General features: G+C 72.6%; 22 protein-coding genes, 3 tRNA genes and 2 pseudogenes. 16 read left to right on the plus strand and 11 right to left on the minus strand.

Translation table 11 applies throughout. The features are described 5' to 3' along the window. Positions 1-19 precede the first annotated feature (19 nt). From K7472_RS18450 to K7472_RS18490, 9 genes are all read left to right on the plus strand, one after another. Positions 20-208 (plus strand): mobile element transfer protein, encoded by a 189-nt coding sequence (locus K7472_RS18450; RefSeq protein ID WP_222979440.1) that lies wholly within the window; start codon positions 20-22, stop codon positions 206-208. Between the two features lie 13 nt (positions 209-221). Further along, the gene (locus tag K7472_RS18455; RefSeq protein WP_222979442.1) at positions 222-380 is read left to right on the plus strand and encodes a hypothetical protein; all 159 of its coding nucleotides are present in this window, start codon (positions 222-224) and stop codon (positions 378-380) included. Positions 381-403: 23 nt separating this feature from the next. Then, a complete protein-coding gene (locus K7472_RS18460; RefSeq protein WP_222979444.1) occupies positions 404-700 on the plus strand; it encodes a hypothetical protein in 297 nt (98 codons plus the stop codon). A gap of 11 nt (positions 701-711) precedes the next feature. Beyond that, positions 712-936, plus strand: a complete 225-nt coding sequence (locus K7472_RS18465; RefSeq protein ID WP_222979446.1) for a hypothetical protein — start codon at positions 712-714, stop codon at positions 934-936. A gap of 93 nt (positions 937-1,029) precedes the next feature. Beyond that, positions 1,030-1,218: a hypothetical protein gene (locus K7472_RS18470; protein WP_222979448.1), complete on the plus strand. Its 189-nt coding sequence runs from the start codon at positions 1,030-1,032 to the stop codon at positions 1,216-1,218. A gap of 5 nt (positions 1,219-1,223) precedes the next feature. After that, positions 1,224-1,418 (plus strand): hypothetical protein, encoded by a 195-nt coding sequence (locus K7472_RS18475; protein WP_222979450.1) that lies wholly within the window; start codon positions 1,224-1,226, stop codon positions 1,416-1,418. A 2-nt stretch (positions 1,419-1,420) separates the two neighbouring features. Next, positions 1,421-2,809, plus strand: a complete 1,389-nt coding sequence (gene repSA, locus K7472_RS18480) for a replication initiator protein RepSA (protein ID WP_222979452.1) — start codon at positions 1,421-1,423, stop codon at positions 2,807-2,809. Further along, positions 2,806-3,012, plus strand: a complete 207-nt coding sequence (locus K7472_RS18485) for a helix-turn-helix domain-containing protein (protein WP_222979454.1) — start codon at positions 2,806-2,808, stop codon at positions 3,010-3,012. Before repSA ends, K7472_RS18485 begins: the two co-directional genes overlap by 4 nt. Continuing rightward, positions 3,009-4,235, plus strand: coding sequence for a site-specific integrase (locus K7472_RS18490; protein ID WP_222979455.1), 1,227 nt, complete (start codon positions 3,009-3,011; stop codon positions 4,233-4,235). Before K7472_RS18485 ends, K7472_RS18490 begins: the two co-directional genes overlap by 4 nt. Positions 4,236-4,312: 77 nt before the next feature. Here the strand turns inward: K7472_RS18490 and K7472_RS18495 are convergent. Together K7472_RS18495 and K7472_RS18500 are read right to left on the minus strand one after the other, a co-directional pair. Continuing rightward, a tRNA-Arg gene (locus K7472_RS18495) sits at positions 4,313-4,385 on the minus strand. A gap of 226 nt (positions 4,386-4,611) precedes the next feature. After that, positions 4,612-4,701, minus strand: a tRNA-Ser gene (locus K7472_RS18500). Between the two features lie 323 nt (positions 4,702-5,024). Between K7472_RS18500 and K7472_RS18505 the strand changes: the two genes are divergently transcribed. Together K7472_RS18505 and K7472_RS18510 are read left to right on the plus strand one after the other, a co-directional pair. Beyond that, positions 5,025-5,588, plus strand: a complete 564-nt coding sequence (locus tag K7472_RS18505; RefSeq protein WP_222979457.1) for an SSI family serine proteinase inhibitor — start codon at positions 5,025-5,027, stop codon at positions 5,586-5,588. 218 nt (positions 5,589-5,806) lie between these two features. After that, positions 5,807-9,595: a PAS domain-containing protein gene (locus K7472_RS18510; RefSeq protein WP_222979459.1), complete on the plus strand. Its 3,789-nt coding sequence runs from the start codon at positions 5,807-5,809 to the stop codon at positions 9,593-9,595. Positions 9,596-9,655: 60 nt separating this feature from the next. On the opposite strand, the gene K7472_RS18515 is transcribed toward K7472_RS18510, so the two are convergent. The 6 genes from K7472_RS18515 to K7472_RS18540 all read right to left on the minus strand — a co-directional run bounded on the left by K7472_RS18515 (position 9,656) and on the right by K7472_RS18540 (position 15,689). Beyond that, positions 9,656-11,302 (minus strand): long-chain fatty acid--CoA ligase, encoded by a 1,647-nt coding sequence (locus K7472_RS18515; protein WP_222979460.1) that lies wholly within the window; start codon positions 11,300-11,302, stop codon positions 9,656-9,658. Between the two features lie 156 nt (positions 11,303-11,458). After that, entirely contained in the window at positions 11,459-12,013 is a 555-nt protein-coding gene (locus K7472_RS18520; protein ID WP_222979462.1) for a SigE family RNA polymerase sigma factor, read from the minus strand. 155 nt (positions 12,014-12,168) lie between these two features. Beyond that, on the minus strand, positions 12,169-13,371 hold the full coding sequence (locus K7472_RS32740) for a DUF1906 domain-containing protein (protein WP_252395843.1): 1,203 nt from the start codon (positions 13,369-13,371) through the stop codon (positions 12,169-12,171). A 542-nt stretch (positions 13,372-13,913) separates the two neighbouring features. Next, positions 13,914-14,171 carry a hypothetical protein gene (locus tag K7472_RS18530; protein ID WP_222979464.1) on the minus strand — a complete coding sequence of 86 codons (258 nt, stop codon included), beginning with the start codon at positions 14,169-14,171 and terminating at the stop codon, positions 13,914-13,916. Positions 14,172-14,412: 241 nt separating this feature from the next. After that, positions 14,413-15,312 (minus strand): DUF8017 domain-containing protein, encoded by a 900-nt coding sequence (locus K7472_RS18535; RefSeq protein ID WP_222979466.1) that lies wholly within the window; start codon positions 15,310-15,312, stop codon positions 14,413-14,415. Positions 15,313-15,488: 176 nt separating this feature from the next. Further along, positions 15,489-15,689, minus strand: coding sequence for a hypothetical protein (locus tag K7472_RS18540; RefSeq protein WP_109454635.1), 201 nt, complete (start codon positions 15,687-15,689; stop codon positions 15,489-15,491). A 326-nt stretch (positions 15,690-16,015) separates the two neighbouring features. Between K7472_RS18540 and K7472_RS18545 the strand changes: the two genes are divergently transcribed. Continuing rightward, positions 16,016-16,089: transfer RNA gene (locus tag K7472_RS18545), tRNA-Met, on the plus strand. A gap of 114 nt (positions 16,090-16,203) precedes the next feature. Here K7472_RS18545 and K7472_RS18550 read toward each other — a convergent pair. Further along, positions 16,204-17,085: an LLM class F420-dependent oxidoreductase gene (locus tag K7472_RS18550; RefSeq protein WP_222979470.1), complete on the minus strand. Its 882-nt coding sequence runs from the start codon at positions 17,083-17,085 to the stop codon at positions 16,204-16,206. A 133-nt stretch (positions 17,086-17,218) separates the two neighbouring features. On the opposite strand from K7472_RS18550, the gene K7472_RS18555 reads away from it, so the two are divergent. From K7472_RS18555 to K7472_RS18570, 4 genes are read left to right on the plus strand one after another with little or no spacing between them, the layout of a single operon-like run. Continuing rightward, positions 17,219-17,971, plus strand: coding sequence for a response regulator transcription factor (locus tag K7472_RS18555; protein ID WP_289679098.1), 753 nt, complete (start codon positions 17,219-17,221; stop codon positions 17,969-17,971). Positions 17,972-17,974: 3 nt separating this feature from the next. Beyond that, positions 17,975-19,510: a sensor histidine kinase gene (locus K7472_RS18560; RefSeq protein WP_222979471.1), complete on the plus strand. Its 1,536-nt coding sequence runs from the start codon at positions 17,975-17,977 to the stop codon at positions 19,508-19,510. A gap of 27 nt (positions 19,511-19,537) precedes the next feature. After that, positions 19,538-20,842 (plus strand): bifunctional glycosyltransferase family 2/GtrA family protein, encoded by a 1,305-nt coding sequence (locus tag K7472_RS18565; RefSeq protein ID WP_222979472.1) that lies wholly within the window; start codon positions 19,538-19,540, stop codon positions 20,840-20,842. Continuing rightward, a complete protein-coding gene (locus K7472_RS18570) occupies positions 20,839-23,052 on the plus strand; it encodes a glycosyltransferase family 39 protein (protein ID WP_222979473.1) in 2,214 nt (737 codons plus the stop codon). Before K7472_RS18565 ends, K7472_RS18570 begins: the two co-directional genes overlap by 4 nt. A gap of 89 nt (positions 23,053-23,141) precedes the next feature. Here the strand turns inward: K7472_RS18570 and tgmC are convergent. Continuing rightward, positions 23,142-24,353 (minus strand): annotated as a pseudogene (tgmC, locus tag K7472_RS18575) (ATP-grasp peptide maturase system methyltransferase). Continuing rightward, a pseudogene (locus tag K7472_RS18580) lies at positions 24,350-24,712 on the minus strand (MvdC/MvdD family ATP grasp protein); the annotation flags it as partial. The pseudogenes tgmC and K7472_RS18580, both read right to left, overlap by 4 nt. Positions 24,713-24,802 lie beyond the last annotated feature (90 nt).

Here is a 24,802-nt window from a genome sequence, read left to right on the forward strand (position 1 = left end):
CCAGAAAGGAATGTTCGCCATGTCCGCCTACCGGCGCTTCCGCGATGTCCAGCGCATCGGCCCGGTCACCGTCGCCACCTTCTACGACGGCCGGGGCCGCGAGCGCCACACGGCCGCCTGCACCGCCCCGCGCTGCGACTTCTCCGCCGAGTACGCCAACCGCTCGGCCGCCGAACTCGCCGCCCGTACTCACCGCTGCTCGGCCTAGAAGGGGTTTCGTCATGAACGTTCCGCTCTGGCTCGCCCTGATCGTCGTGGGAGTCCTCGGGATCAAGCTCGTCCGCCCGCCGTGGTGGCTCGTGGCCGTGGTCCTGCTCGGCGGCTACCTCCTCGCCGACAGCTTCCTGTCCCCCGCGATCAACACCGCCCTCCACAAGTGATCATGAAACGAAGGGAGTTCCTGATGTTCACCCCGAAATACCCGGTCTCCGACACCCTCACCGCACTGCGCAACGCCACCCGCCCCAGCCAGGCCGCCCCGGTCTCGGCCGAGCACCACGACCCGGCCCCCGTCCCCCCGACGCGTCCGGCGATCAACCTCACGCCCGGCAGCACCCTCGCCCTGGTCGGTGGCGGCACGGCCGTGGTGTTGATCGTCGGTGCCGTGCTGGTCTCCATGCTCTTGGCGGTCGCGATCACCGGGGCTTCGGTCGCCGTGTGCGCGGTCGTCGTCCGTTCCCTCATGAACCACAACCACTGAAAGGACTTGTCATGGGCCTGTTCAACCGCAAGCCAACCAGCACCACCTCGGCCGACCCGGCCATGGCCGAACTCGGCCGCGAGTACGCCAACGCCCGCCGCCACGGCGACCGCAAGACCATGAACAAGATCCGCCGCGAGATCAACACCAGCGACAAGGACCTGTCGTCGTTCGCCGACGGCATCAACGCCTACGACGCGGTTCCGCCCGCCTACTCGCGCCGCAACCGCCGCTAGCGACACCCGGAGCGGCCTCGGTCGCCAAACTTCCGCCGCTCCGGGCGCCTTCCCACCCTCCAGATCCAACGGACCCGAAAGGCAAGTCCCATCATGCCCCAGCACACCCCTGCCCAAAATCGGCCCGTCTGCCAACACTGCGACGGCTTCGCCACCGTCACGATCACCACCGGCACCCGCAACCCGGACGGCTCCCGCCAGACTCTCACCGCCACCTGCGCCGCCTGCAACGGCCACGGCCACACCACCCCGGCCGCCACGCTCGCCCGGACGGGGCGGTGACCGCGATGAGCGATCTGACTCCCACCTCCGAGCGTCCCGGCCTGCACGTCAGTAAGCCGTCACCCTCCGCCCCCGCCACCGCATCTGCGGCCTGTCACTGCGGCGCCTCCGCGACCGCCACGGGCGACGCCCAGGTCAAAGCGCTCGTCGACGGCTACACCGCTCACCACGGGCCCGCCCACCAGCGGACGGGGCGCTGACCATGACCGACACCGCCACCATGGCGGGCCTGGACCCGGCCACCCTCGCCGACGTGCTGAGGGTCGCCGGGTCCCCGGGCTTCGACCGCATCCAAGACCAGATCCGCCGTACTGGCGGCTGCTCCGACCCGATCCACCTCCAGGGCGCCACCGTCACCCGGCACCGCGTCACCGGGCAGGTTCTCCACGCCTACTCGACCGACACCGAACCCGGTGGACGCCTGCGGATCGCGTGCGGCAACCGCCGTGCCTCCCGCTGCCCCGCCTGCGCCTGGACCTACGCGGGCGACACCTACCACCTCATCCGCGCCGGACTCGTCGGCGATCCTGACAAGGGCACCCCGCACACCATCCGCGACCACCCCCGTGTCTTCGCCACCCTCACCGCCCCCAGCTTCGGCCCCGTCCACAACCGGCCCGGAACCCGCCCCTGCCGCTGCGGCACCCACCACCCCGACGACGCAACCGAGTTGGGAACCCCACTCGACCCCACCACCTACGACTACGCGGGCGCGGTGCTGTGGAACAACCACGCCTCCGACCTGTGGCGCTACTTCACGATCTACCTCCGCCGCGAAATCGCCAAGCGCGCCGGCCTCACCCAGAAAGCCGCCCGCGAACAGTCCCGCCTAGCCTTCGGCAAGGTCGCCGAATACCAGAAGCGCGGCGCCGTGCACTTCCACGCAGTGATCCGCTTCGACGGACCCGAAGGACCCGACACCCCGCCCCCGCACTGGGCCACCGTCACACTGCTTACCGACGCTATCCACGCCGCCGCTGCCCGCGTTCAGGTCGATGTTCCGCCCGCTGGTGACCACCCCGCTCGCGTCCTCGGCTGGGGCACACAGCTCGACGTACGCCCCATCAAGGCCTTCGGAGACGGTGCCGAGATCACCGAACAGGCCGTGGCCTCCTACGTCGCCAAGTACGCCACCAAAGCCGCCGAAACCACCGGTACCGTAGACCGCCGCGTCGGCAACCGCGAAGCCCTCCTGCTACTCGGCGTGCCCGACCACCCCCGGCGCCTGATCGAGGCATGCCTCGACCTCCACGACGCCTACCCCGATCGCAAGCTCCGCGACTGGGCGCACATGCTCGGCTTCCGGGGCCATTTCTCCACCAAGTCTCGCGGCTATTCCACCACCCTCGGCGCCCTGCGCCAGGTCCGCGCCGACTACCGCGCCGCACAGCAACGCGAAGCCCTCGGCCTCCCCGACCCCGACGACGAGGCGACCACGCTCACCCTCACCCACTGGACTTACGCGGGCCACGGCCACACCCCCGGCGAATCCTGGCTCGCCGCCAACATCGCCCGGGAGCTCCAGGCCAACCGCGACACCGCACGCGAAGCCATGGCAGATCTACAGGACTGGGAGGAATCCGCAGCATGACCACGACCGTGATCCAACCGAAGTGGCACAGCACGGCGGACGTTGCGGCCATGCTCGGCTTCGGCCTGTCCAAGACCAAGATGCTGGTTCTCACCGGAGAGATCCGCTCGGTGAAGATCGGCCGCAACCGGCGCATCCTGCCGGAATGGGTGGACGACTACATCCAGCGTGTCACCTCCGCACCTGAGGGGGTGTCAGCATGAGCGGCAAGCGGGGCAACGGCGAAGGTTCGATCTACCCGTACAGGAACAGCTTCGCCGCGTACGTCTGGGTCGATACCCCAGAGGGCAAGCGCAAGCGGAAGTACGTGTACGGCAAGACCCGGGATGAGGTCCACGACAAGTGGATCAAGCTGCATGCCGAAGCCAAGAAGGGGCCGGTGGCCACTAGGCACCGCACTCTTGCGGTTTTCCTCGCGTACTGGCTCGGCGAGATCGTTAAGCCGAACTTGGCGCCACTGACGTACGTGTCGTACGAGGGTTCCGTGCGGCTCTACATCAACCCGCATCTCGGCTCCAAGCGGCTCGACAAGCTCACGGTTCGGGACGTGCGTGAATGGATCAACAAGCTCGCGGCCACGTGCCAGTGCTGCGCTCAAGGCAAAGATGCCAAGCGTCGGTCGGCGGCCCAACGCTGCTGCGCAGTCGGCGAGTGCTGCGAGGCTCACCCGTCTCGGCGCGTCGTCCAGGCGGCACGCGATGCCCTCCGGGCAGCTCTTACGCACGCGGTGACCGAAGAGGAGATCGGCAAGAACGTAGCCTCCTTGGTCAAGGTCCCCAAGCCTCGGCGGAAGAGGATCAAGCCTTGGTCAGTCGCCGAAGCGGGCCGGTTCCTGGCCGACTGCGCCGCTCGTGAAGATCACCTGTTCGCGGCCTGGATGCTCGTGCTCTGCCTCGGTCTGCGCCGGGGTGAGGTGCTGGGCCTGACCTGGAAGTCGGTCGATTTCGAGGCGGGCGAGATCTACGTGGACCACCAGATCCAGCGGGCCGGGCGCCAGATCTTGCACCGCGAGACCAAGACCGAGGAATCAGACGACTTCCTGCCGCTGCCCGCTCTGTGCGGGAAGGCGCTCAAGTTGCGTCGGGCGCAGCAGCTCGGGGACCGGAAGGCTGCCGGGGAGCTTTGGCAAGACACCGTTGGGCTGGTCTTCACCACGAAGTACGGAACACCGATCGAACCGGGCAACCTGACCCGCATGTTCGCCCTGAGGGCCCGCCGCGCTGGCGTCCGGGTCATCCCGCTGCGGAACACGCGGCACACGTGCAGTTCGCTCCTGGTCGCGCTCAAGGTGCACCCGAAGATCGCCCAACGCATCCTGAGGCACTCACAGATCGCCATGACGATGGAGGTCTACGCCGAGGCCAGTGAAGAGGAAGTGCGCGCCGCACTCGGCAAGCTGTCCGACGCCATGGGCGGTACCGGCTGACGCGGTTGCTGTACTTCGCTGCTATACAGCACGACAAAGCCCCCTCCGGAATGATCCCGAGGGGGCTTTGACCTGTGTGCACTCGGCAGGATTCGAACCTGCAACCTTCTGATCCGTAGTCAGATGCTCTATCCGTTGAGCTACGAGTGCTTGGCTTCTCGGCGGTTTTTCTTGCCGGTCGGCGTTGCGGGAACAACATTACATGAACGTCGCCGTGAGGCGAAATCCATTGGCTCCGACCCTTCTGACCTGCGGAAACGATGCATGGAGGGGTGCGGTGCACCGAAGGCGTGCGGGCGGCTTGTGGCGGGGGTCACTGCTTCCTGCCGGGAAACGCGAGAGCCCCCGTCCACCTGGACGGGGGCTCTTCTCGCTGCGGAGGCTCCGGGATTTGAACCCGGGATGGGCGGTTAACCCAAACCGCATTAGCAGTGCGGCGCCATAGACCAGACTAGGCGAAGCCTCCAGCACGCCCGCGCGTGCGGGGCGTGTGCAGATGATGGCACAGCCCACCGGGCTGTTACCAATCGCTGACCACCGTACAAGGCCGCCGACCCCTCCGGCAAAGCCATTGGCCGCACTGCGGCGCCCCCTGTCCCGGCCCGGTGCCCTCCCTCCGGTGATCCTCCGAACACCCTCTCGGCCGCGGGCGCCGCCCCGCCCTCGCCGAGACCCTGACACGCCCACGAACGGGTTACCTGCCGCGCGCTTACCCGCGCCGGGCGGTAGTGAGGGGGTGGCTCCCGTACGTCGCCCTTCCCGCGTTCGCCCCCGCCACCGGAGGTCTCCGTGAACGTCCGCTTCCTCACCCGCCGTCCCCGCCCCCGCGCCCGCCTCGGGCTCGCCCTCGCCGCCGGGCTCTCGCTCGCCGTCGTCGGGTCCGCGCCCGCCACCGCGTACGGGGTGATCGCCCCGCCGCGGTCCCACAAGGACGTCCTGACCGTCGCGTACGACGACGGCAACGGCGGCGTCAGCCACTACACCCTGCGCTGCCACCCCGCCGGCGGCAGCCACCGCAGGGCCACCGACGCCTGCCGCAGGCTCGACACGCTCGGCGGGCTCGTCGGGCCCACGCCGCGCGGGCAGATGTGTTCGATGCTCTACGGCGGCCCGCAGACCGCCCACGTCACCGGCGTCTGGCGCGGCATCCCGGTTGACCAGACGTACGACCGGGTCGACGGCTGCCAGACCAACCGCTGGCAGCGCATGGTGCCCGTACTGCCCGACACGCCGTTCGGCACGACGCCGGTCGGACCGCCCAAGGCCGCTCCCAAGGCCGCCCCCGAGACCGCTCCCCAGGCCGCCGCTCCCAAGGCCGCGACCCCGGTCACCGTCCGCACGCCCGTACGGTGACCGGGCGCGTCGTCACAGAACCTCTCCCCGGCACTCCGTCATCCGCCACCGGGCCCGGGAGTCCGCCCCGTACACTCCTGTAGGGACATGGCACTGTAGTGACATGCCACGGGGGGAACGGCAAGATGGGCCGGCGGCGGTAGCCGGACGCGACGGCTGACCCGCGCGCCGCCGGCCACAGTCTCAAAGCACGTGCGGTATCAGGGAGGACGCGTCTCGTGAGCAGCAGGCCATCCCGAGGCGCTGCTCGCCTCGCGGCAATACTCGATGCCCTCCCGGACGCGCTCCTGCTGGTCAACGCCAACGGCACGGTCGTCAACGCCAACGCGATAGCGCTGGAGACCTTCGAGGCGCCGGGCACCGCGCTCGTCGGGCGCGGACTGCTCGACCTGCTGCCCGCGTTCGACTCCAAGCGCATCCCGGGCTCGATGCGCCGCGCCGACCCCGAGGAGGGGCTGCGCACCAAGCCGACCCGGATGGTGGCGCGGCGCACCGACGGCACCGAGTTCCCGGTCGAGGTCACCAGCGCCAACCTGGAGGACGCCAGGACCCCGTACGCCGACAGCCACCACGCCCCGTACACCGGGGACGAACTGCTCATGCTGGTCGTACGGGACCTGACCGGCACGATGGACACCGAGGCCGAACTCGCCCGCCAGCAGCGGCAGACGGAGATGATCCTGCGCGCCGCCAGCGAGGGCGTGGTCGGCGTGGACACCGACGGCAAGGTCGTGCTGGTCAACCCGTCCGCCGCGCAGATCCTCGGCTTCCGCGCCAGCGACCTCGGCGGTCAGGAACTGCACCCGCTGATCCACCACTCGCGTGCCGACGGCTCCCCGCTGCCGTACGAGGAGACCCCGCTCGCCGACACCCTGCGTTCCGGGCGCAAGCACCGGGTGCGCGGGCAGGTGCTGTGGACCAAGGACGGCCGGGCGGTCCCGGTGGACCTGGTGACCGCGCCGGTGCGCGAGGGGGAGCAACTGGTCGGCGCGGTGATGTCGTTCACCGACCGCACCCGCGTCAACGCGCTCGCCGCCCGCCACGCCCAGCTGCGCGAGATGCTCGACTCCTCGCTGCGCGGGCCGCTGGACGAGCTGCGCGCCGAGCTGAGCGGGCTGGCCAACGACCCGGCCGGGCAGCTGTGGCCGGAGGCCAACCAGATCCTGCACCACCTGTCCGCCGGTTACGCGCGGATGACCTCGCTCATCGACAACGTGCTGGACTTCCAGCGCCTGGACACCGGCGCCGAGAAGCTGGAACGCGAACTCGTCGGTCTGGACGAGGTGGTGGCCGCCGGGGTCGAGGGCGCCATCGAACTGATCGGCCCGGGCCGGGCGCAGTACGCCGTGCACGCGCCGCCGGTCGAGGCCGTGGTCGACCCGGTCCGCCTCGCCCAGGCCATCTCCCATCTGATCGCCGACGTCGCGGGCGTGGACGCCTCGGGCCGCACGGCGGTCGTCAGCGGTGACTCCACGATCGTGGTCGCTGCGGCGCAACGCGGCGACGTCGTACGGATCGAGGTGCGCGGCCCGGCGTCCGGGGGCAGCGCGGTCCATCTGCCCATCACCCGCGGCATCGTGGAGCGGCACGGCGGCGTGCTCCAGACCCACGAGGTGCCGGGGCAGGGCGGCGGCAGCGCGTACGTGCTGGAGGTCCCGGCCGGGGACGCGGCCGGCGCGGGCGGTCGCAAGGCGTCCGGCTCCAGCGCGGCATCCGGTAAGCGGGCCGGTTCCGCGGACGACACCTCCGGGGGCCAGGGGTCGCGGCGCGACTCCGACAACGAGACCACCGTCATGCCGATGCCCTCGCAGCCCGCCCGGGGCACCCAGGGCAACGCCGGTGCGGCGCTTCCGGCCGGACGCACCCAGCCGCAGCCGCAGACGCAGCCGCAGCCGCAGTCCGAGGCGGCCGGGGCGGGCGCGCGCACCGCGCACGAGAACGCGGGCCGCACGCCGCGGCCGCGCCGTCCCGCCGACGAGAGCGACGGCGCGGGGGCACGGATCCCCGGCACGAACGGCACGAACGGCACGAACGGATCGGGCGAGGCGACCGCGCACGCACCGGGTTCCGCCCCGGCGCTGCCCGCTGCCGGGACGCGCGAGCAGCCGACCGGGCGGCGGCGCGCGCTGCGCAGGGCCGAGCCGGAGCAGGGACGCGAGGCGGCGCCGGACGGCACCGGCGGGCAGCCCACCGGCCGCCGGGCACGGCGTGCGCTGACGGACGGTCAGCAGCCGGAACTTCCCGCCCGTCCCGCCGCGCACGCCCTGCCGCCCGCCACGCGGCCGGAGGCCCAGGCGGTCGCCACGGCGGAGCCGGTCGCGACCGGCCCGCGGCAGCCGGGACCGCCCGAGCAGCAGCCCGTACTGCCGCACCAGCAGGCGGGCCCGCAGCCCGTTCCCGCCGAGCAGCCCGCTCCGCAGGGGCGGCGGGCGCGTCGCGCCGTCCCGTCCCAGCAGCAACCGCAGCAACCGCCACAGCAGCCGCAGGGCCAGGGCCAGTCGCCGCTTCCGCGGGAGCAGGCCGCGTTGCCGCCCGCGCCCGTCGCCCCCCAGCAGCCGACGGCGGCCGCGCCCGAACCGACCGGCCGCCGTGCCCGCCGCACCACCGCGACGACGAGCGAGGCGCAGGCTCCGGGCCAACAGGCACCGGCACCGGCCCCCGCCCCGGCGCAGACCCCCGCCCCGCAGCCTCCCGGCGCCATGCCGCCCGCCGTCGAGCACGGCACACTCGGGCAGCGTGGACAGCGCGGCGAGCGGGACGAGCGGGACGAACTCGGCGACCAGGGCAGCCCCGAGGCCGCCGGGCACGACGCCCACGACGCCCACGACGCCGACGCCATCAGCGTACGAACGCTGGGTCAGGGCACGCCGTTCGCGCAGCCCGGTCTCGCCTCCGCGTCGGTCCCGGCGGCATCCCAGCCCCGGCCCCAGTCGCCCGCCACGGGTTCCGGCCGGCGGCGCAAGCTGGCCAACCCCCAGCAGCACGAGACCGGTGCCCGCCAGCACCCGGGGGACACCGCGTCCCAGGGCGGTGGGACCGCGTCGGCCCAGGAGGCTCCGGCGGACCAGCCGCAGCCGCTGCCCGCGCAGGACGCACCGGCCCTCGGCAATCCCGCGTTCCAGGCGAGCGACAGCCAGGGCGAGGGGCAGGCGTTCGCCATAGGAGCACCGGCCGAGGGCGCCGAGGGCCCGGAGATGCTGGACGGTCCCGGCGGCGCGGTCGAGGTGACCGCCGCCCCGGCGACCGCCGCGCGCCCGGCGCCGCAGGACGAGGCGGAGGACGCCGTCGAGGGGCCGGCCGTGCCGCGGCGCCTGCTGGTCTGGCCGGAGCCGGACGTCTCCACCCGGCAGGCGCTCACCGACCGCGGGTACCGCCCGGTGACGGTGCGGTCGCGCGAGGAGGTCGACGCGCAGGTCGCCGAGTACCCGGCGGCGCTCTTCGTCGATCCGCTGACCGGGCCGATCACCCGTACCGCGTTGCAGTCGCTGCGGGCGGCGGCGGTGGCCGCCGAGGTGCCGGTCCTGGTGACCGCGGGGCTCGGCCAGGCCACCCGCGAGGCGGCGTACGGGGCCGATCCCGCGGTGCTGCTGAAGGCGCTGGCGCCGCGCGACAGCGACCAGCACCCGCCGCGCGTCCTGCTGGTCGAGAGCCACCAGGACATCGCGGCGGCGTTCACCGCGACGCTGGAGCGACGGGGCATGCAGGTCGCGCACGCGGCCGACGAGGAGGCCGCGGCGGCGCTGGCCGCCCGGTCCCGGCCGAACCTCGTGGTGATGGACCTGATGCTGATCAGGCGCCGCCGGGTGGGCATCGTGGACTGGCTGCGCGCCAACGGCCTGCTGACGCGTACACCGCTGGTGGTCTACACGTCGGTCGACATCGACGCGGCGGAGCTGCCGAGGCTCAGTTCGGGCGAGACGGTGCTGTTCCTCGCGGAACGCTCCACCAGCCCCGAGGTCCAGGGCCGCATCGTCGACCTGCTGAGCAAGATCGGCGCGGAGGCGTAGAACGGGCGGATGCCCGGCCGGTCGCGCGACCGGCCCGGGCGCGCCGAAAGCCCTGGGCGTCTACAACCGCGTGACGTCCAGGTCGCCTTCCGCGTACCGCTTGCGCAGCACCTTCTTGTCGAACTTGCCCACCGACGTCTTCGGCACCGACTCGATGACCGCCCAGCGCTCGGGGACCTGCCAGTGGGCGACGCGTTCGGCGAGGAACGCGCGCAGCTCGGTGTAGTCGGCGCTCGCGCCGGGCTTCAGGACCACGGTGGCCAGCGGCCGTTCGCCCCACTTGTCGTCGGGCACGGCGACGACCGCCGCCTCCGCCACCGCCGGGTGGGCCATGAGGTGGTTCTCCAGGTCGACCGACGAGATCCACTCGCCGCCCGACTTGATGACGTCCTTGGCGCGGTCGGTCAGCGTCAGGTAGCCGTCCGGCGTGATCGAGCCGACGTCGCCGGTGCGCAGCCAGCCGCCGTCGAACTTGTCCTCGGGCCGCAGCGGTTCCGCGTCCTTCCCGCCGAAGTACGCCGCCGCGATCCAGGGCCCGCGCACCTGAAGCTCACCGGTGGCCTCGCCGTCCCACGGCATGACCTCCCCGGCCGGTCCGACGAGCCGGGCCTCGACGGAGGCGGGGAAGCGGCCCTGCGTGACGCGGTACGTCCACGCCTCCTCGTCGGCCGCGTCCGCCGGGGGATGCGCGACGGTGCCGAGCGGTGACATCTCCGTCATGCCCCAGGCCTGCACGACGGTGACGCCGTGTTCCTCGTCGAACGCCCGCATCAGCGCGGGCGGGCAGGCGGAGCCGCCGATGACGACGCTGCGCAGGGACGAAACGTCCCGCTCGTGCTGGGCGAGTTCGGAGAGCAGGCCCTGCCAGATGGTGGGGACGGCGGCGGCGTGGGTGGGGCGTTCGGCCTCGATCATCTCGGCGATCGCGGCGGGCTGGAGGAAGCGGTCGGTCATCAGCAGGCTGACACCGCTCATCAGCGCGGCGTGCGGGATGCCCCACGCGTTGACGTGGAACATCGGCACGATCGGCAGCGACGTCTCGCGGTCGGTCAGGCCGAACGACTCGGCCATGTTGACCTGCATCGAGTGCAGGTAGACCGAGCGGTGGCTGAAGACCACGCCCTTGGGGTCGCCGGTGGTGCCGGAGGTGTAGCACATCGCGGCGGCCTGCCGTTCGTCCAGCTCCGGCCAGTCGTACGCGGTGGGCCGGCCGGCGAGCAGCATCTCGTAGTCGTGCACGGCCGGGCGGCAGCCGTCCAGCACGGAGGTGTCGCCGGGGCCGACGACCACGATGTGCTCGACGGTGCGCAGTTGCGGCAGCAGAGGCGCGAGCAGCGGCAGCAGGGTGCCGTTGACGAGGATCACCCGGTCCTGGGCGTGGTTGACGATCCAGGTGAGCTGGCCGGCGGGCAGCCGCAGGTTGAGGGTGTGCAGGACCGCGCCCATGCAGGGGATGGCGAAGTACGCCTCGAGGTGCTCGGCGTTGTTCCACATCAGGGTGCCGACCGGCTCGCCCTCGGCGACCGCCAGCTCCTCGCGCAGCGCGTGGGCGAGCCGCGCGGTCCTCGCGCCGACCTCGGCGAACGTGCGGCGGCGCGGGGCCCCCTCGCCGGTCCAGGTGGTGACCGTGGAGCGGCCGTGCACGGTGGAACCGTGGGCCAGGATCCGTGAGATCAGCAGCGGTACGTCCTGCATCGTGCTCAGCACCGGGGGCCTCCAAAGTCGCTGGCCTTACGCGAGGGTAACCCCGTGATTGTGCTGGCATACCGCCCGGTCTGTCACTAGCGCGCGGCGCGCGGCGCGCCCGGTCGCGGGAGGCGGACGCGGACGGCTCAGGCGGTCAGTCGGCTGCCGGCGGTCGGTTCAGGCGGCGATCGCGCCGGGCTCGTCGGCGGAGGTCAGGTCGTCACCCAGGTGCGGGTCGGTGCGCAGCTTGACCAGGGCGCGGGAGACCGCGCTCTTGACGGTGCCCACCGAGACGCCCATCAGCTCGGCGGTCTGCACCTCGGTCAGGTCCTCGTAGTACCGCAGGACGACCATCGCGCGCTGCCGGGCGGGCAGCCTGCGGATCGCGTTCCACAGGGCGTCGCGCTGGGCCTGCTGCTCGGCGGGGTCGGGCCCGGGGGCGACGTCCGGCTCCGGCAGCTCCTCGCAGGCGAACTCGTCCACCCGGCGTTTGCGCCACTGCGAGGTGCGGGTGTTGACCAGGGTGCGCCGTACGTAGCCGTCGAGCGCGCCGCGGTCGGCGATCCGGTCCCACGCCAGGTAGGTCTTGGCCAGCGCCGTCTGCAGCAGGTCCTCGGCGTCGCAGGGGTTGGCGGTCAGTGAACGGGCGGTGCGCAGCAGCACCGGTCCCCTCGCCCGGACGTAGGCGGTGAACTGCTGCTGCTGAGCGCTGGGGCACACAGGCGTGGTCATGTGCACAACCTATGAGCGCCGTACCCGCCCCGGGATCGCCCGCAGGTCCCGAAGCGGAGTCCCCCTCAAGTCGTACGAGCCGGGGTCCACCCACCTCCCGCAGGTGGACCCGGCTCAGGGTCGGGCCAGGGGAAAGGCCCCCCGGCGGCCCGCCCTCAGGGCACGATCGCGACGGGCGCGTCGATCAGGTCCTGGTCGACGTTGAGCGTGTACCCGCCGTACGTCTGCGAGGTGTTGCCGGTGTACTGGTGGATCCTGCGGTGCGGGCGCCAGTACCCGGCGGGCAGGGCGGGCTCCCCGTAGATGGTGGGTGCGACGTTCCAGTGCGCGAACCACATCACGTCCGGGACGTCCTGCGATCCCGCGGCCCGCGAGCCCTCGATCTGCTCGATGCCGGAGTCGGCGCTGCTGTAGAAGCCGGACAGGTAGCCGCGGTCGCGCAGGGTGTCGCTCCAGGCGGCGGTGAAGTCCAGCACCGGGTCGGTGCAGGACGCGGAGTCGGTGTCGTACGCCTCGACGTCCAGGTAGACCGGGCTCTCGGCGGCCATGCCCAGGGCGGTGGCGGCGCGCACCGCGTCCTCCGCCTGCTGGGTGCCCTCGATCCTGGCGTCGGCCGGGTCGATCGCGTACTGGCGCTTGCGGGCCGCGGTCACGCAGGGGGACTGCGAGCCGACGTAGATCGGGATGAGCTTCCAGCCCATCGCGCTGACCGACCTCACCCACGAGCGGGTCAGCCGGGGCTGGGCGCAGGAGCGGGCGTTGCCGCCGATGTAGACGCCGACGGCGCCGTAGGGGGAGGAGGAGCGCCAGGCGCGCATGGTGTCGAGGTCGGGGGCGGTGCAGGTGTCGAAGCCGTGGCCGCTGTAGACCTCGGCGCCGAACTCCCGGGGGTCGATGGTGATGGGCGGTCCGGCGTCCGCCGACTCGGCGGAGGCGGGGACCGCGCCGCCGCGGTATCCGCCGTACCCGTATCCGCCGGGCCCGCCGTAGCCGTGGAAGCCGCCCCAGTGTCTGGGGCCGGCGTGGCCCGGGCCGCGGAACCGGCCGCCGTAGAAGGATCCGGGGCCGTGGGGGCCGTCGTAGGAGACGGCGCGGGCCGCGGTGCCGCCGAACCAGCGGGCCCGGCGCGCCACGGCCGTGGCGGCCGGGCCGCCGGACAGCCACGGCGCGGGGCCGAAGCCGGTCCAGGCGGCCACCGGCGCACCGGAGTCCGGCGCGGCGTTGGTGTCGGTGCCGAGGTCCGGGGCGGTTCCGTGTGCCGGGATGGCGTTCGCGGCCGGGACGACGCCCGCGACCAGGCAGGCGACTCCCGCCAGTACGGCGAGCGCCAGTCGGATCATCCGGTTGTTATCGCGCATGCGGCGAGTGAAAGGTCCGGTACGCCGCATTCGACGGAGGCACGCCAGTCAACACGCCGGTTTCAGCCGTCTGCTCCGCCCATTCGGGTGCGGTAGCCAGTCATACGATCGTTCCGGCTCATGCTGGTTTGGTCTCTTTTGCCCTGTTCAATCTGTTCGGGGCGGTTCCGTCGACCTGTTCAGCCTGCCTGCCGGTGGCGGCGCCCCGGCCCTGGTAGACCTTGATCCACTCGATCCGTTCACGGGTGCGGCCCGCCGCTCGCCCCGCGTTGTCCACAGCCTGTGGACAAAGATCCACCCGTGGACAAACGGCCGGGCGGCGGCATCCGTGTGGATGCCGCCGCCCGGTGGGCAGCCCCCGCAGCCCGTGGTCCCCCCGTTTCCCCTCTGCCGGATCGCCGGGGGTCCCCGTTCCCCGTCGTCCCGGCGTCACCGCCGACTTCCCCTCCCCGGCGGTCCCTCCCCTTTTCGTGCGGTGCGCGCCGTTCAGCGCGCGGTCCCCCTCGGTGGGCGGGGTTCCCCGGCCCCGCCCACCGGTGCCGTCACCACAGGTGGGTGAAGTTGACCTTCACGTTGTTCTGGTCGATGTGGGTGAAGCCGGAGCCGTTCACGCTGGCGGTGTTGCTCTGGTTCGTGGCGCCGGCGCCCGTCGCGACCTGCTGGGTGCTGTTCACGCTCGCGATCGAGCCGTGGTCGGCGAAGGATCCGTTGTCCGCCACTGCCGTGCCGGTGAACAGTGCCGCCGCGAGGGGCAGCGCGGCCACGGCGGCGAGGACTCGGGCGGTTCGGATGCTGGTCATGTGCGTTCCTCCCAGGAACTGGAAGTCAGGGTGTACGCGGGGCGGTTGGCCTTCCGTCCCCGCTGGTTTCGCGGCGTCGCGGGATCAGACTTGCCCACGCCGTCCGGCGAAACCACCTTCCCCGGCCCATTTACCTCGCAAGCGTGACGATCTGTCGATAAACCCGTTTTCTCTTCCCTTTGCCCATGCCTGAGTCGCCGTCAGTCGCACCGGAGTGTGTCCAACAGCCTTGTGAACAGGGCTACTTGACCGGCCTGATGCTGTGCTCGACGGCCTGGATCGTGCCGGTGGAGACGGTGTGGGCACCACCGGTGTCGGTGTAGAGCACCCACACCACGGGCTGGTTGCGGGGGCCGGTCCACGCGACGGTGTACGCGGCACCGCTCGTCGCGCACTTCGCCGACTTCGGCGGGTCGGTGAGGGTCGCGGAGGACGCGTAGCCGTTGACACCGTAGGAATCGGCGAACGGCACCGACGCGTTGGAGGTCAGCGTGCCCTGCTTGCCCTGGGGCGCGCTCGGATCGGCGAAGCCGTAGTACGCCCACTGCCGGGCGTCGGTTCGCGCGAGGCCTTCGAGGTCGTGCGCGTTCTCGCGGGCGGACAGGCCCTTGGTGCCGGTCGCGGCGAGCGGGCTGCCGCCGCAGGTGTTCTCCCGGTACGCGGCGGTCGAGGTGATGCCGACCACCGGTTCGCCGTCGGCGTCGTCGGCGGTGTAGACCCAGGCGGAGTCCTTCACCGTCCAGTCGGGCGGCACGTCGAAGGCGACCTGGTGCTCCTCGCTGACCACCACGTGCCAGCCCGGGACGACCGGCTTGACGGCGAGCCCGCCGCTGTCGGGACCGGACGCCGCGCTCCGGCTCGGCGAAACCGACGCGGAGGCCGACGCCGTGGGCAGGGCGACCGGCTTGCGGCCGCCGCCCCGCGCGAGCCAGACGCCGCCCGCGACCGCCGCCAGCACGACCACCGCGGCGACCGCGGCGACAGCGCCGACGACCGGCTTCCGCCCGCGCCGGGCCGCGGCGTCGGGGGTGCCGGGCGCGGGGTCCCACGGCGCGGGGGCCTCGCCGAAACCGCCGTACGGCGGCCGGGGTGCGGGATCGCGCGGGGGCACGCCGGACTCGGGCGGTGGCTGTGAGGACATGGCCCGTGACCTTACGGTGCCGTACCCGCCGGGGTCCACGGCGTTCGGGCGGCCGGGGCACGGCCGCGATCAGGTCGTTATGACGCGCGAGTGGATACGGCCCGCTTTGCCGGGAGTTGAGATGCCCATGACCTCAACACGGCATACCGCAGCCCCTCGTCGCGCAGCGCTTGGTCTCACAGCGCTTCGTGGCGCTCCGCGCGGTCCAGGACGTCCACGAACCGCTGCCACTGCCGCGCGGACTCCTCACCGTCCGAGACGGTGAACTCCTCGGGCGACAGGAACGCGACGCGCTCACGGGTCTCAGGATCCAGGCTCTCCCATGCGGCCCTGGCCTGCTGTGACCGCTGAGCATTCGTTGCACTGCCAGTTTCCATTGTTCAGTTGCCTGCCATCCGCCGAGCCGCACATCGGACAGGTCACGTCTGCCTCCTGAGGGTGAATGATGACAGGGCATCGCGCCCGCCGGTAGGCCGATGGGGATATCCCGTTGATCTGTTCACGTGCGCCGGAGCGGTACGCGGGACCGTGCGCGCCGCCGCGCGCCGACCCGCGCGCCCGTCGCGCTCCGTGAGCGCCCTCCGGGCCGCTCCGGTTCCGCTCCGGGCCGCGCGGAAAGGCGCGGGGGAACGTACGCGGGAACGTGCCCGGGAAAACCTGGTGCGCAGCGGTCCCCGGGATGCCGTAGGATGGTGTTCACCGACGCGGGGTGGAGCAGCTCGGTAGCTCGCTGGGCTCATAACCCAGAGGTCGCAGGTTCAAATCCTGTCCCCGCTACGAAGATCAGGGGCCCGGCGCTTTCCAGCGCCGGGCCCCTGGCGTTTCCGCCCGCCACGAGACCCCGCTGCGGGCGGCACCCGCCATGAGCGCCGCCCGCCGTGCGGCCTTCCGCTACGAGGCCCCCGGCAGCCCCAGCACCTCGGCCAGCTCGCGCCAGCCCTCGCGCGGCAGCGCGGCGGGGTCGGCGTCGGCGGCCGGGATCACCTGGAGCGCGAGGTGGCCGGCGCCCGCGTCGAAGAACGCGTCGGTCCGCTCGCGTACGGCCTGCGGCCCGCCCCACGCGAACAGCGCGTCGACCAGGGCGTCGCTGCCGCCGTCCTCGAAGTCCCGCGCGGTGAAGCCCAGCCGCTCCAGGTTCGCGGTGTAGTTCGGCAGCGGGAGGTAGTACCCGAGGTGGGCGCGGGCGGCGGCCCTGGCGCGTACCGGATCGCCGTCCAGCACGACCTTCACCTCGGGCGCCAGCAGCGCGTCGGGGCCGAGCGCGGCCCGCGCCTTCGCGGTGTGCTCGGGGGTGACGAGGTACGGGTGCGCCCCGGCGGCGCGGTCGCTCGCCAGCTTCAGCATCTTCGGGCCCAGCGCGGCCAGCACCCGTTCGTTCGCGGGCACCCCGGCCGCGTCCAGCTCGTCGAGGTAGCGCACCATCGCCGAGTACGGCTTGCGGTACGCGTCGCCGGCCAGCGGCGCGTGGCTGACGCCCAGGCCGAGCAGGAAGCGCCCCGGGTACTTCGCGCTCAGCGCCGCGTGCGCGGCGGCGACCGAGCGGGCGTCGTGCTGCCAGATGCTGAGGATGCCGGTGGCCACGGTGAGCGTCGAGGTCACCTCGACCAACGCGGCGGCGTCCCCGACGGAGCTGCTGCCGCCCACCCACACCGCGTCGTAGCCGAGCCGTTCCAGGTCACGGACCCCCTCGGTGACCTCGGCGACCTTGGTGTCCGGCGTGTCGCCCTCGGTGCGCAGCACCGGGCTCCAGATCCCGTACCGGCCGATTCCCATCATGCTCCCCGTTCGTCGGTCTTCCGTTCCCGGGCAACCGGGTACCCCGAACCGTTATTCCTGCACAGAGTTCTCAGACAACTCACAGACTGGCGAAAGAATGCTCTTATCGGGACACCCGATGGTGTTCGTCATGCCTGCGATTCCCACCCCCGCGCCGGGCGGACGCACCGAGTTGCTCCGGCCCGACGGCTCTCCCGTCCGCGTCCTGGTCGTCGACGACGAGACGGCCCTGGCCGACCTGCTCTCCATGGCCCTGAAGTACGAGGGCTGGGAGGTGCGCACCGAGTCCGACGGTGCCGCCGCCCTGCGGGCCGCGCGTGATTTCAGGCCGGACGCCGTGGTGCTCGACATCATGCTGCCCGACGTCGACGGCCTGGAGGTGCTCTCCCGGCTGCGCCGCGACCTGTCGGACGTGCCGGTGCTCTTCCTGACCGCGAAGGACGCGGTGGAGGACCGCATAGCCGGGCTGACCGCGGGCGGTGACGACTACGTCACCAAGCCGTTCTCCCTGGAGGAGGTCGTGGCCCGGCTGCGCGGGCTGCTGCGCAGGTCCGGGGCGGCCGCGGTGCGCACCGAGTCGCTGCTGGTCGTCGGCGACCTCACGCTGGACGAGGACAGCCACGAGGTGAGCCGCGAGGGCAAGTCGATCCATCTGACGGCCACCGAGTTCGAACTCCTGCGGTACCTGATGCGCAACCCGCGCCGGGTGCTCAGCAAGGCGCAGATACTCGACCGCGTCTGGTCCTACGACTTCGGCGGCCAGGCCAACGTGGTCGAGCTGTACATCTCCTACCTGCGGCGCAAGATCGACGCGGGCCGCGCGCCGATGATCCACACCCGGCGCGGCGCCGGCTACCTGATCAAGCCCGCGGAAGTCGGCTGATCCGTGCCCGCCCCGCGCGGGCGCCGCTGGTCGCTGCGGGCCAGGCTGCTGGCGTCCTCCGTCGCGCTGATCGCCGTGGTCTGCGCGGTGGTCGGCGTCGTCACCACGGTCTCGCTGCGGCAGTACCTGTACGACCGGCTGGACGGCACGGTCCAGGACGTGGCGGCGCGGGCTGAGCATTCGCCGCCGCAGGCCATGCCGCCCGGCGCGCAGCCGCCCGGCGGCGGGCCGCTGGACTTCGTGGTGGGCGGAGGCCAGACCACCGGCACCGTCGGCGCGGTGTTCGACGCTCAGGGCCACGCGGTGCAGGGCGAGGTGAGCCGCCGCACGTCCGACCGGACCCACGCCATAGGCAGCGTGCCGCTGACCTCCGCCCAACTCGCCGCGTTCTCCGGCCTGAAGCAGGACGGGCACCCGCACACCCTGGACATCCCCGGCCTGGGCACGTACCGGGTCGACTACGTGGTCAGCCAGGACGGCCAGGCGCTCGCGGTCGGCCAGCCCGCGGCGGGCGTCGAGGCGACGGTGGACCGCCTGGTGATCGTCATCGTCCTGGTGACCGGTGCCGGGCTCGGCGCCGCGGGGCTCGCGGGCGCGGTGATGATCCGCTACGCCCTGCGTCCGCTGCGCCGGGTGGCGGGCACCGCGGCCCGGGTCTCCGAACTGCGCCTGGACCGGGGCGAGGTGGCGCCGCTGGAACGCGTCCCCGAAGCCGACACCGATTCGCGCACCGAGGTCGGCCAGGTCGGCGGGGCGCTCAACAGGCTGCTGGGGCACGTCGGTTCGGCGCTCGCGGCGCGGCAGGCGAGCGAGACGCGGGTGCGGCAGTTCGTCGCCGACGCCAGCCACGAACTGCGCACCCCGCTCGCCTCGATCCGCGGCTACGCGGAGCTGACCCGGCGCGGCACCGAGGAGATCGGCCCGTCCACCGGGCACGCGCTCGGCCGCATCGAGTCCGAGGCGGCCCGGATGACCACGCTGGTGGAGGACCTGCTGCTGCTCGCCCGGCTCGACGCGGGCCGCCCGCTCAGCCGCGAGCCGCTGGACGTCTCGCCGCTCGTGGTGGACGCGGTCAGCGACGCGCGCGCGGCCGGGCCGGAGCACCGCTGGCGGCTCGACCTGCCGGACGACCCGGTGGTGGTGCGCGGCGACGCCGCCCGGCTGCACCAGGTGCTGGCCAACCTGCTGGCCAACGCCCGTACCCACACCCTGCCCGGCACGACGGTCACCGCGCGCGTCGCCGCGTGGCCGGACGGCGTGCGGATCGAGGTCGAGGACACCGGCCCCGGCATCCCGCCCGACCTGCTGCGCGAGGTCTTCGAACGCTTCGCGCGCGGCGACGCCTCCCGCTCCCGTTCGGCGGGCGGCGGCAGCGGCCTGGGCCTGGCGATCGCGCGCGCGGTGGTGCAGGCGCACGGCGGCACCATCGAGGTGGCCAGCCAGCCGGATCGTACGGTCTTCCGCGTCACGCTGCCGCGTCCCGAGACGGCGGGCCCCCGGGACTCACAGGCGACACCCAGGCTCACCACACCCTCGTGACAGTCCCGGCGGGGAGCGTCGGTGGGCATGAGGACCCTGACGCTTCCGCCTTCCGGGGACCCGGCCGCGAGCGGCGGGCTGCCGGCCCGTGACGCCGTGCCGGTCGGCGACCCCCGCCGCACGACCGTGCTGGATGTCGTGATCCCCGTCTTCAACGAGGAGACCGACCTCGAACCCTGCGTGCGCCGCCTGCACGCCTACCTGGACTCCACGTTCCCGTACGGCTTCCGGATCACCGTCGCCGACAACGCGAGCACCGACCGCACGCCGCTGGTGGCGCTGGCGCTGGAGCGCGAGTTCCGGGAGGTCTCCGCCGTACGGCTGGACCGCAAGGGGCGCGGGCGGGCGCTGCGCGAGGTGTGGGCGGCGTCCGACGCGCCGGTGCTGGCGTACATGGACGTGGATCTGTCCACCGACCTCAAGGCGCTGCTGCCGCTGGTCGCCCCGCTGATCTCCGGCCACTCCGACCTGGCCATCGGATCGCGGCTGGCGGGCGGGTCGCGGGTGGTGCGCGGGCCCAGGCGGGAGCTGATCTCGCGGACCTACAACCTGATCCTGCGCGGCAGCCTGTCGGCCCACTTCTCCGACGCCCAGTGCGGTTTCAAGGCGATCCGCTCCGACGTGGCGCGGCTGCTGCTGCCGCTGGTCGAGGACACCGGCTGGTTCTTCGACACCGAGCTGCTGGTGCTGGCCGAGCGGGCGGGGCTGCGCATCCACGAGGTGCCCGTCGACTGGGTGGACGACCCCGACTCCAGCGTCGCCATCGTGCGCACCGCCACCGACGACCTCAAGGGCGTGTGGCGGGTCGGCCGGGCGCTGGCGAGCGGCGCGCTGCCGCTGGAGCGGCTTCGCAGGCCGTTCGGCGACGACCCGCGCGACCGCGTCGGGGGCGTGGCGCCGGGCATGGTGCGGCAGTTGGCGGGCTTCGCGGTGATCGGCGCGCTGTCCACGGTCGCCAACCTCGCGCTCTTCTGGCTCTTCCGGTTCGGCATGGGCGCCCAACTCGCCAACGCGCTGGCTCTGTTGCTGTGCACCCTCGCCAACACCGCGGCCAACCGCCGCTTCACCTTCGGGGTGCGCGGCAGGCGGCGGGCGATGCGGCAACAGGCGCAGGGCCTGGCGGTGTTCGGCGTCAGCCTGCTGATGACCTCGGGCTCGCTGGCCGCGCTGCGCGTCGCCGACGCCCACGCCTCGCACGGCGCCGAACTGGCCGTGCTGGTGGCCGCCAACCTCGCCGCCACCGTGGTGCGGTTCCTGCTGCTGCGGGTGTGGGTCTTCCCGGACCGCCGCGACGAGGAAGCGCAGGCCCCGACCCTGGAGCCCGTTCGATGACCGCCCTCACTCACCCCTTCGCCGCCCCCGCGCGGGCCGAGTCCGCAGGCGCGGCCGACCGGCCGCGGTGGGAGCGCCCCGCGTTCCTCGGGCTGCTGGCGGCGACCGCGCTGCTGTACCTGGTCGACCTCTCCTCCTCCGGCTGGGCCAACTCCTTCTACTCGGCCGCCGTCCAGGCGGGCAGCAGGAGCTGGAAGGCGTTCTTCTTCGGCTCCTCCGACGCCGCGAACTTCATCACCGTCGACAAGCCCCCGGCCTCGCTGTGGCCCATGGAGCTGTCGGTGCGGCTGTTCGGGCTCAACTCCTGGGCGATCCTGGTGCCGCAGGCGCTGATGGGCGTCGCCACCGTCGCCGTGCTGTACGCGGCGGTGCGACGGCGCTTCGGGGCCGCGGCCGGGCTGATCGCGGGCGGGGTGCTGGCGCTCACCCCGGTCGCGACGCTGATGTTCCGCTTCAACAACCCCGACGCGATGCTCGCGTTGCTGCTGGTCTGCGCGATCTACGCGACGCAGCGCGCGCTGGAGGCGGGACGCACCAAGTGGCTGGTGGCGGCGGGAGCGCTCATCGGTTTCGCGTTCCTGGTCAAGACGCTTCAGGCGTTCCTGGTGCTGCCCGCGCTGGCGCTGGTGTACGCGTTCCTCGCGCCGGTGCGGGTGCGCCGGAGGGTGTGGCAACTGGCGCTCGCCACCGCCGCGTTGGTGGTCGCGGGCGGCTGGTGGGTGGCGATCGTCCAGCTGACGCCCGCCGCCGACCGGCCGTACGTCGGCGGCTCGCAGCACAACAGCTTCCTCGAACTCACCTTCGGCTACAACGGGTTCGGCCGTCTCGACGGCTCCGAGACCGGAAGCGTCGGCGGTGGCGGCACCGGTGGCGGCGCGGGGCCGGGCGGTGGCAAGGGCTTCAGCATGTGGGGCTCGACCGGCATCACCCGGCTGTTCGGCTCCGACATGGGCGGCCAGATCTCGTGGTTGCTGCCCGCCGCGCTGATCCTGCTCGTCGCGGGTGTCGTGCTGACGTGGCGGGCGAAGCGCACCGACACCGAACGGCAGGCGTTCCTGCTGTGGGGCGGCGCGCTGCTCACCACGGCCGCGGTCTTCAGCTACATGGCCGGCATCTTCCACCCGTACTACAACATCGCGCTCGCCCCCTACATCGGCGCGGTCGTCGGCATGGGCGCGGTCACGCTGTGGCGGCGGCGCAGCTCGCCGTGGGCGGCGGGGACGCTGGCGCTGGCGGTCGCGGTGAGCGCGTGGTGGGCCTTCGAACTGCTGGGCCGCACCCCGGACTGGCTGCCGTGGCTGCGCTGGGCGGTGCTGCTGCTTGGCTTGGCGGCGGCGCTGGGGCTGGCGTTCACCGGGCGGATCGCGATGCGGGTGCTGACGGTGACGGCGGTGACGGGTGGTCTGGTGGCCGCGCTGGCGGGACCTGCGGCGTACGCGGTGGACACGGTGTCCACCGGCCACACGGGCTCCCTGCCGTCAGCCGGTCCCGCGCAGATGGGCGGCATGGGCTTCCCGGGCGGCGGCGCACGTGGCGCGCACGGTGGCAAGGGCGGCGCGGGCGGCTTCGGCGGCTTCCCGGGCGGCGGCGGTACGGGCAAGGCCCCCGGCGGCACGGGCACGGCGGTGCGGGGTGGCATGCCCGGCGGGTTCCCGGGCGGTGGCACCGGTGGCTTCCCGGGTGCGGGCGGCGGCCAGGGCGGGAAGGCCCCGTCCGGCGGCGGCGCGCTCAGCGGCAAGGGCGGCAAGGGCGGCAAGGGCCAGATGGGCGGCATGGGCGGCGCCATGGGCGGCCTGCTCGACGGCACCAAGGTCAGCTCGGCGGTCAAGTCGGCGCTGTCCAAGGACGCCTCCTCGTACACCTGGGTCGCGGCGACCGTCGGTTCGCAGAACCAGGCGAGCTACCAACTGGCCACCCAGGACCCGGTGATGGCGATCGGCGGCTTCAACGGTTCCGACCCGGCGCCGACGCTGGCCGAGTTCGAGAAGATGGTGAGCGAGCACAAGATCCACTACTTCATCGCGGGCGGCATGGGATCGGGCGGCACGGAGGGAGCCAAGTCCACCGGCGGCACGGGCGCCTTCGGCCAGGCGATGGGCGTCACCACCGACACCCCGTCGCAGATCACGGCCTGGGTGGAAGCCCACTACACCGCGAAGAAGGTCGGCGACACTACCCTGTACGACCTGACGGCACCCCGGGCCTCGTAAGGACCGAACGCAGTGTGACACCTGCGAAGGCCCCGCTCGCGCCTCCCGGGAAGGGCGGTGTGGGCGGGGCCTTCGTGGTGATCCGGCGGTCAGGCGACCCGGTGTTCCCACCGCAGAGGACTGTCACCGCGCCGGTGCGAGCGGGCGCCGGTGACGATCTGCTGTCCGCCGATCCAGTACGTGTGCGACCCTGGCGTGATGTGCAGCCGGACGGCACTGATGTCCGGCCGTCCGGATTTCTGCCACGCCGTCAGGGTCTCCTCCACGATGTCCCACAGGGCCACGGGCCCGCCTTGCCGCACCGTCCAGCCCGAGGCGTCGCCGTGCAGCTCGGCGAACGACTCCCGCTCGGTGTCGAACAGGTACGTCGTCGGCGCACCGCCGTCGACCGGTACGGTCTTGATCAACTGCACTCCGGGTAAAGCGAGTTGGACGAGGAAGGCGGGCGTCCACTCTTCCAGCGACTCCGGCGCGATCGGCGTCTGCCGTTCGCTGTCCGGGTACGCCGCGCGGGCCGACAGGTCGCCCGCCAGTGGCATGACCGCCTGAGAGCGGGCGGTCATGAAGGACGAGCGGCCGATGATCCGGCCTTCCGCGGTGCCGTCCGGCTGGACGGTGACCTTCGCCAAGCCGGTGCCTTACGTCCAGGTGCCGACGGTGGCCAGGATGCTCCCGCCGGGCTTGGTCTGCCGGACCCAGGTGTAGGGGATGCGGCGTACCGAGCAGGTCGCGATGACCCGTTCGTAGGGTGCCTGGTGCGGATGCCCGAGCAGGCCGTCACCGGTGGCCGTCCAGGCCGAGTAACCCACGGCCTCCAGTGCGGCGTCGGCGCGGGCTGCCACGCCAGGATCGACCTCCACGCTCGCCACGTTCTCGTCACCGAGGGCGTGGCACATCAGCGCGGTGGAGTAGCCGGTGCCGGTGCCGATTTCCAGCACTCGCACACCACGCTCGACATCGAGTGCCTCGATCATGCCGACCACGGTGGCGGGCAGCGTCGAGGACGAGGTGGGATACCCGGTGACCGGCCCGTGTGCCTGGTCGGCGGTGAGGTGCTCGTCGAGCTGGGTGACGAGGGACTGGTCGCTGTAGGCGAGCCGCGCCCAACCTTCCGGCCCCTCGCTCGCCGGCGTCGCCGGTCGCCACCGGCCGTCCTCGTCGGGCAGGAACACTCCGGGGCGCAGGAACTCCTCGCGGGGCACGTCCTCCACCGCGGCCCGCATGGCCGGGCTCGTCAGGTCGCCGCTCGCCGTCAGGCGGTCGGCCAGCGCGTGGCGGTACGCCGCGGTGTCGAGGGTCATGGTCCTCCCGTCGTCAGCAGGTCGGCGAAGGCCGCCGCCAGTTCCAGGCCCGTCTCTTTCTCCAGCCAACCCCACTGGCCGTTGGGATTCAGCTCAAGCCAGTGAAAATCGCCCTCGCGGTCGATGGCGAGGTCGAACGACCCGGACGCCAGGCCGAGCCGGTCGAGGTAGCCCAGCAGGGCCTTGACCAGCGCGTCCGGCAGGTCGACGACGCTGTAGGACAGGGCGTTGTAGTCCGCACGCCAGTCCAGCAGGTCGGAGTCGATCCGCACGGCGAACACCTGACGGCCGACCACGACCACCCGCAGATCGGCGACCTTGTCGACGCGTGCCTGGAACAGGTGGGGTACGACGGTCACGACTGCGACTGGCCGTCTTCGCCACCCGGGTCGCGCTCACCTACCCGCACGCGGTCCCCGCCGCCCAGCACCGCGTGGACTGCCTCCGCG

It is taken from the genome of Streptantibioticus parmotrematis, assembly GCF_019890615.1.
Classification (GTDB): Bacteria; Actinomycetota; Actinomycetes; order Streptomycetales; family Streptomycetaceae; genus Streptantibioticus_D; species Streptantibioticus_D parmotrematis.